This window comes from Streptomyces sp. NPDC054961, assembly GCF_053609145.1.
In genome coordinates this window covers 355,736-362,099 of record NZ_JBSGWY010000002.1, presented here as the reverse complement: position 1 = coordinate 362,099, position 6,364 = coordinate 355,736, and the positions used below count along the sequence as shown (strand labels likewise).

Here is a 6,364-nt window from a genome sequence, read left to right as displayed (position 1 = left end):
CATCCGCCTTGTCCCGGGCCCCCGCGGACACCCCCCCCCCCCCGCGCTGCCCCCCCGGCCGCCCCCGGCGGCCGGGGGCTCCTTCGCGTGCGGGGTCAGCCGGTGACCGCGACCGGCCCGTCCCAGGCGTTGCGGTCCACGGTCACGGTGGCGCCGCCGTACGTCTCGCGCTGGTTGACCTGGTACTGGTGCCCGCGCCGGTGCCCGGAGAACAGGCCGGCGGAGTACGGCCAGCTCCCGGTGGTGTCGGCGGCGCCGTCGTACTTGGCGTACCAGAGGGCCTCGGGCAGATCGGCCTCGCCGCGCTCGGCCGCCTTGGCGATGCCGGCGGCGCTGGAGGAGGCGAACCCGTAGAAGCCGGGCCGGTAGGACTTCGCCTTCACCGTCCGGTCGAAGGCCTTGACGTAGGTGAGGACCGCGTCCGCGCACGCCGTGTCGGCCGTGCTGTACGCCTCCATGTCCAGGTAGAGCGTGCTGCCCGCCCGCATGCCCAGCGCGGAGGCCTTGGCCACCGCGTCCGCGCCGTCGGCCGCGCCCAGCGACTGCGCGGTGGCGGCGGTGATCTTCTCCGGGCTGGTGCCGGTCTGGCACGGGGGCTGGGCGCCGACGTAGAGCGGGATCAGCTTCCAGCCGGCGGCGCTGACCGTGCTCACCCAGGAGGCGGTGAGCTGCGGCTGCGCGCAGCCGCGGTTCTTGCCGCCGACGTAGACGGCCACGGCCCCGTACGGGGAGGTCCCGCGCCACGCGTTCATCGTGGCGGCGGACGGCGCGGTGCAGGTGTCGAAGGCCAGGCCGGTGAACACGCCGCCCGAGGAGGAGCCGGCCGGAGCCGCCGCAGGGGCGCCCCCGCCCGGAGCCTTCGGGGCGCCCGGGGCGGCGGAGGCCGTCCCCGACGCGGACGCGGAGGCGCCGGGGGAGGCCGAAGCGGAGGGGGATCCCGAGGCCGATGCGGAGGCGGAGGCGGAGGCGGAAGGGGAGCCGGAGGCCGCCGGGGAGGCCGGGGCCGTCCCCGGTTCGGAGGCCGCGGCCTGCGCGCCCGCGGCCGCGGTGCGCGGCGCGTCGGCGGGCCCTCCGCAGCCGCTGATCAGCAGGGTCGCCGCGGCGAGGAGGCCGGCGGCGGTCAGCGCGGCACCGGGCCGGGGGCTGGAAGTGGACAAGGGGTTCCTTAGCGGGCAGCACGGGAGGGGCACGCGAACTCGGGGAGATCGCGACGCATGCCTATCATCCGATCGGAACGTGCGGACAGTTGGGGTGGCCGGGGCCGCGGCCTACACTGGCCGGGTGGTGACCAGCGACAGAACCGAGAGCACCAGCGCCAGCGCCAGCAGCACCGGGACGGCCGCCGGCATCGCCGGAGCGGACGGCGGCGACTGGAAGAGCGACCTGCGCCAGCGCGGGTACCGCCTCACGCCGCAGCGCCAGCTCGTGCTCGAGGCCGTCGACGCCCTGGAGCACGGGACCCCGGACGAGATCCTCGCCGAGGTGCGCAAGACGGCCTCCGGGGTCAACATCTCCACGGTCTACCGCACGCTGGAGCTCCTGGAGGAGCTGAAGCTCGTCTCGCACGCCCACCTCGGGCACGGGGCCCCGACGTACCACCTCGCCGACCGCCACCACCACATCCACCTGGTCTGCCGCGACTGCGCCGACGTCATCGAGGCGGACCTGGACGTCGCCGCCGATTTCACGGCCAAGCTCCGGAACGCCTTCGGCTTCGAGACCGACATGAAACACTTCGCGATCTTCGGACTCTGCAAGAAGTGCGCGGCCGCACCCCGGGACGGCAGGGCCGCGAGCACTCCCTAGGAGGCCGCCGGGCGGGGTCGTAGGCTGGGGGCATGACCAGCAGCCCCTTGCTCCATCTCCCCGGCGCGGTACCGGCCGAAGGCCGCGACGAGGGCGTCGCCGCCCACTACGGAGAGCTGTACGGAGAACAGCGCGCCCTCGCCGACGGACGCGGCTTCGTCGACCTCTCCCACCGCGGGGTCCTCACCGTCACCGGCCCGGACCGGCTGAGCTGGCTGCACCTGCTGATCACTCAGCACGTCACCGAGCTCCCGGCGGGCCAGGCCACCGAGGCGCTGATCCTCTCCGCGAACGGCCACATCGAGCACGCGCTCTACCTCGTCGACGACGGCGAGACCATGTGGATGCACGTCGAGCCCGGCACCGAGGAGGCGCTCCTCGCCTACCTGGAGTCGATGAAGTTCTTCTACCGGGTGGAAGTCGCCGACGCCACCGCCGACTTCGCGCTCGTGCACCTGCCGGCCGGCTCCACCGCCGAGGTCGCCAAGGAACTCGCCGTACGGGAGACCGCGTACGGCCGCGACGTCTTCCTGCCCCGCGCCGAACTGGAGGCCTTCGCCGCCTCCCACGGCCCGGCCGCCGGCCTGCTCGCCCACGAGGCCCTGCGCGTCGAGGCGCACCGGCCGCGGCTCGGCCTGGAGACCGACCACCGCACCATCCCGCACGAGCTGGGCTGGATCGGCACAGCCGTGCACCTGCAGAAGGGCTGCTACCGCGGCCAGGAGACCGTCGCCCGCGTCCACAACCTGGGGAAGCCGCCGCGCCGGCTGGTCTTCCTGCACCTGGACGGTTCCGAGGTGCTGCTCCCCGCCCACGGGGCGCCCGTACGGCTGGCCGCGGACGGGCAGGAGGGCCGCCAGCTGGGCTTCGTGACCACGGCCGTCCGCCACCACGAGCTCGGCCCGATCGCGCTCGCGCTGGTCAAGCGGAACGTCCCGGTGGACGCGCCGCTGCTGGCCGGCGACACGGCCGCCGCGCAGGAGGTCGTCGTAGCGCCGTAGGGCCGTAGGGCCGTAGCGCCGCGCCGTAGAGCCGTAGGGCCGACGCCACGGCGCTACGGCGCGTACCGCGCTAGATGTCGATGACGATCGTGAACGGGCCGTTGTTGGTCAGCGAGACCCGCATCTCCGCTCCGAACCGGCCCGTCTCCACCGTCGCGCCCAGCGCCCGCAGCTGCGCCACGACCTCGTCCACGAGGGGTTCGGCGACCGGGCCGGGCGCGGCCGCGTTCCACGTGGGCCGGCGGCCCTTGCGGGCGTCTCCGTAGAGCGTGAACTGGGAGATCACCAGCAGGGGCGCGTTCACGTCGCTGCAGGACTTCTCCGCCTCGAGGATCCGCACCGACCACAGCTTGCGCGCCAGCAGCGCCGCCTTTTCCGGGGTGTCGTCATGGGTCACCCCCACCAGCACGCACAGCCCCTCGCCGACGATCTCCCCGACGGTCTCGCCGGCCACCACGACGCTCGCGCCGTCCACCCTCTGCACCACTGCTCGCATACCACCTGTGTACCAGGCGTGCACCCGTCCGGGGCCGATCGGGTGGAGTGGGACTGCATCGGCACCACGGGGAGTGGCACGATGCACGCAGGCGGTGCCCCCAGCACCGGTCGAGGGGACGGACACGAACGATGAACATTTCTGGTACCTCCGCACCTGCACCCGCTGTACCCGTTGCACCTGTTGCACCCGTCGTGCCCGCCGACACGTCGGTCCTGCGCCCGCCCGCGCAGCGCACCGCTACCGGCACCGGCACCGGAGAGGCCGCGCCGGCTCAGACCACCGCGCTCGGCCTCCCGGAACTGCGCGCGCTGCGCCGCGACGCGCAGCGCGACGAGGCCGACCTGAGCTACGTACGGCGGCTGCTCCAGGGCCGCATCGACATCCTGCGCGCCGAGCTGGCCCGGCGGACGGATCCGGAGGCGCCGGTCGTGGACCGGCTGTCGGAGATCCTCGCCGACGCCCCGTCCACCCGCAGCGCCTCCGCCCGGCACGTCACGCTCGGCACCCCGCACGGGGAGGAGTACCGGCTGCTGGCCGCCGAGATGCTGTCCGACGTGGAGCTCTCGGACCTGGGCGCGCGGACCGACGGGGAACTGCACGAGGGCCTGGGCCGCCTGGTGCGCTACGAACAGCAGGTCTCGCGCCGCCGCCAGCAGTTGCAGCGCACGGCGGACGACTGCAGTACGGAGATCACCCGGCGCTACCGCGAGGGCGAGGCCCAGGTGGACGACCTGCTGGCCTGAGCGGTCGGGGCGGTACGCGCCGACGCGGCCGTACGCGCCGACGCGGCCGTACGCGGCAGGCCGGACCCGACGGGTCCGCGCCCGGCGAAAAACCGGGCGACGCGGTGCGGCGGGCGGATTAGCGTGGGCCGCTATGAACGCTGACGCTGACGTGGACGTCCGGCCGATCGCCGAATCAGAGATCCCCGAGTGGCTGCGAGCCCTGCACACCGGCTTCCTGCGCGCGGACACCGCGACCGAGAGCGACGTGGCCCAGTGCGCCGAGTACGGCGACACGGCCCGGACGCTGGGCGGGTTCGACACCGCCACCGGCCGGTGCGCGGCGACCCTCCGCTCCTTCTCGCAGGAACTGACCGTGCCGGGCGGGGCGTTCGTACCGTCGAGCGCCGTCACGAACGTCACCGTGCTGCCCACGCACCGCCGGCGCGGGCTGCTGACACGGATGATGGCCGTCGAGCTGGCCGCCGCGAAGGCGCGCGGTGACGTGCTGTCGACGCTGATCGCCGCCGAATACCCGATCTACGGCCACCACGGGTACGGGCCCGCGGCCTCCGTCTCGGAATGGGAGATCGACGTACCGCGCACCGGACTGGACGCGCGCCGCCGTCCGTCCCGCCCGGCCGGGCGGATCGAGCTGGTGGACCAGGACGAGGTCCGGAAGGTGGGGCCCGAACTGTACGAGCGGGTGCGGGCGCTCACGCCGGGCACGGTCAACCGCGACGCGCGCTGGTGGCGGTTGACCACCGGGGTCGAGGAGTGGTCCCACCGCCCGTTCAAGGAGAAGTTCAACGCCGTGTACCGGACGGCGTCGGGCGAGGTGGCCGGCCTGGTCTCCTATGTGTGCGCCGACCACTGGACGGACGGGAAGGTCCCGGAGAACACCCTGCAGGTACGGCAGTTGATCGCGCTCACCCCGGACGCGGAACGGGCGCTGTGGGAGTTCCTGTGCTCCATCGACTGGGTGCTCAAGATCCGCACCGGCTACCGCGCCCCCGACGACCTCGTGGCCCGGCTGCTGCCCGACGCCCGCGCCGCCCGTGTGGTGACCCACGCGGACTGGCTGTGGGTGCGGCTGCTGGACGTCGTACGGGCCCTGAGTGCGCGGACGTACGCCACGGCCGGGGTCCTCGTCCTGGAGGTCGAGGACCGGGCCGGGCTGGCCGACGGCCGCTACCGGCTGGACGCCGGCGCGGGGGACTGCGTACGGACGGACGAGCCGGCCGATCTGCGCCTCGGCGTCGGCGCGTTGGCGGCGCTGTACCTCGGCGACGAGTCGGCGGTGCGGCTGGGGGCGCTCGGTGAGATCGCCGTGGTGGACGGCGCCCGGCCGGGGGCGCTGGAGCTCGCGGACGCGGTGTTCCGTACGCCCCGGCGCCCGTGGTGCCCGGACGTCTTCTGAGAATGGGAAACATGACGACACCTGCGACACCCGCGACACCGGCGGCACTGGTGGAACTCCTGCGCGCGGCGGGCTGCGTCTTCGCGGAGGAGGAGGCGGAGCTGCTGCTGGCGGCCGCCGAGGACGAGGGGCACCTGGCCGCACTGGCGGCCCGGCGGGTGGCGGGCGAACCGCTGGAACACGTGGTCGGCTGGGCGCAGTTCTGCGGTCTGCGGATGGAGGTCGGCGCGGGGGCCTTCGTGCCGCGCAGGCGCAGCGAGTTCCTGGCACAGGAGGCGGTGGCCTCGGCCCGCCCCGGCGCGGTGGTCGTGGACCTGTGCTGCGGGGTGGGCGCGCTGGGCGCGGCGGTGGCGGCCCAGGTCCCGGGCGCCGTACTGCACGCCACCGACATCGACCCGGTCGCGCTCGTCTACGCCCGTCGCAACGTGGCCCCGTACGGCGGGCAGGTCTGGGAGGGCGACCTCTACGCTTCCCTTCCGGCCGAGCTCCGGGGCCGGGTGGACGTCCTCGTGGTCAACGCCCCGTACGTCCCCACCTCCGAGCTGGGGCTGCTTCCGGCGGAGGCCCGCGACCACGAACCGCCCGTCTCCCTGGACGGCGGCGCGGACGGCCTGGACATCCACCGCCGGGTGGCGGAGGGCGCTCCGCCCTGGCTGGCCCCGGGAGGCCGGCTGCTGATCGAGACGAGTGCCCGCCAGTCCCCGGTCACGGCGTCGGCCCTGGCGGCGGCGGGCCTGTCCGTGCGGGCGGTGACCTCGGAGGAGTACTACGCGACGGTGGTCGTCGCGACGGCGTAACCGGCCGGGCGGCGGCCGCGGGGGGGGGGCCCCCCGCCGCCCCCCCCCCCCCCGCCCCCCGCGGGCGCGCGCGCGTATATGTGTGGTGTTTGTGTAGAGAGACACGCCGCACAACAGAG

The 6,364-nt window shown here is 74.5% G+C and carries 7 protein-coding genes; 5 read left to right on the top strand and 2 right to left on the bottom strand.

The features are described from left to right. Window positions 1-95: 95 nt before the first annotated feature. On the bottom strand, window positions 96-803 hold the full coding sequence (locus ACWF9Z_RS03875) for a glycoside hydrolase domain-containing protein (RefSeq protein WP_453597240.1): 708 nt from the start codon (window positions 801-803) through the stop codon (window positions 96-98). Between the two features lie 544 nt (window positions 804-1,347). Here ACWF9Z_RS03875 and ACWF9Z_RS03870 point away from each other — a divergent pair. Further along, window positions 1,348-1,806 (top strand): Fur family transcriptional regulator, encoded by a 459-nt coding sequence (locus ACWF9Z_RS03870; protein ID WP_453597238.1) that lies wholly within the window; start codon window positions 1,348-1,350, stop codon window positions 1,804-1,806. 32 nt (window positions 1,807-1,838) lie between these two features. Beyond that, window positions 1,839-2,807, top strand: coding sequence for a CAF17-like 4Fe-4S cluster assembly/insertion protein YgfZ (gene ygfZ, locus ACWF9Z_RS03865; RefSeq protein ID WP_453597098.1), 969 nt, complete (start codon window positions 1,839-1,841; stop codon window positions 2,805-2,807). A 70-nt stretch (window positions 2,808-2,877) separates the two neighbouring features. Here ygfZ and dtd read toward each other — a convergent pair whose 3' ends face one another. Next, window positions 2,878-3,303: a D-aminoacyl-tRNA deacylase gene (dtd, locus tag ACWF9Z_RS03860; RefSeq protein WP_453597096.1), complete on the bottom strand. Its 426-nt coding sequence runs from the start codon at window positions 3,301-3,303 to the stop codon at window positions 2,878-2,880. A 131-nt stretch (window positions 3,304-3,434) separates the two neighbouring features. Between dtd and ACWF9Z_RS03855 the strand changes: the two genes are divergently transcribed. The 3 genes from ACWF9Z_RS03855 to ACWF9Z_RS03845 all read left to right on the top strand — a co-directional run bounded on the left by ACWF9Z_RS03855 (window position 3,435) and on the right by ACWF9Z_RS03845 (window position 6,245). Further along, a complete protein-coding gene (locus ACWF9Z_RS03855; protein WP_453597094.1) occupies window positions 3,435-4,049 on the top strand; it encodes an RsiG family protein in 615 nt (204 codons plus the stop codon). Window positions 4,050-4,182: 133 nt separating this feature from the next. After that, window positions 4,183-5,448, top strand: coding sequence for a GNAT family N-acetyltransferase (locus ACWF9Z_RS03850; protein WP_453597092.1), 1,266 nt, complete (start codon window positions 4,183-4,185; stop codon window positions 5,446-5,448). 11 nt (window positions 5,449-5,459) lie between these two features. Further along, window positions 5,460-6,245, top strand: coding sequence for a putative protein N(5)-glutamine methyltransferase (locus ACWF9Z_RS03845; RefSeq protein WP_453597090.1), 786 nt, complete (start codon window positions 5,460-5,462; stop codon window positions 6,243-6,245). The last annotated feature ends 119 nt before the right edge of the window (window positions 6,246-6,364 follow it).

Bases quoted from the DNA above. Each gene is read 5' to 3' on its own strand.
- dtd (WP_453597096.1), bottom strand. From the start codon at position 3,303: ATGCGAGCAGTGGTGCAGAGGGTGGACGGCGCGAGCGTCGTGGTGGCC.
- ACWF9Z_RS03855 (WP_453597094.1), top strand. From the start codon at position 3,435: ATGAACATTTCTGGTACCTCCGCACCTGCACCCGCTGTACCCGTTGCA.
- ACWF9Z_RS03845 (WP_453597090.1), top strand. From the start codon at position 5,460: ATGACGACACCTGCGACACCCGCGACACCGGCGGCACTGGTGGAACTC.
- ygfZ (WP_453597098.1), top strand. From the start codon at position 1,839: ATGACCAGCAGCCCCTTGCTCCATCTCCCCGGCGCGGTACCGGCCGAA.
- ACWF9Z_RS03850 (WP_453597092.1), top strand. From the start codon at position 4,183: ATGAACGCTGACGCTGACGTGGACGTCCGGCCGATCGCCGAATCAGAG.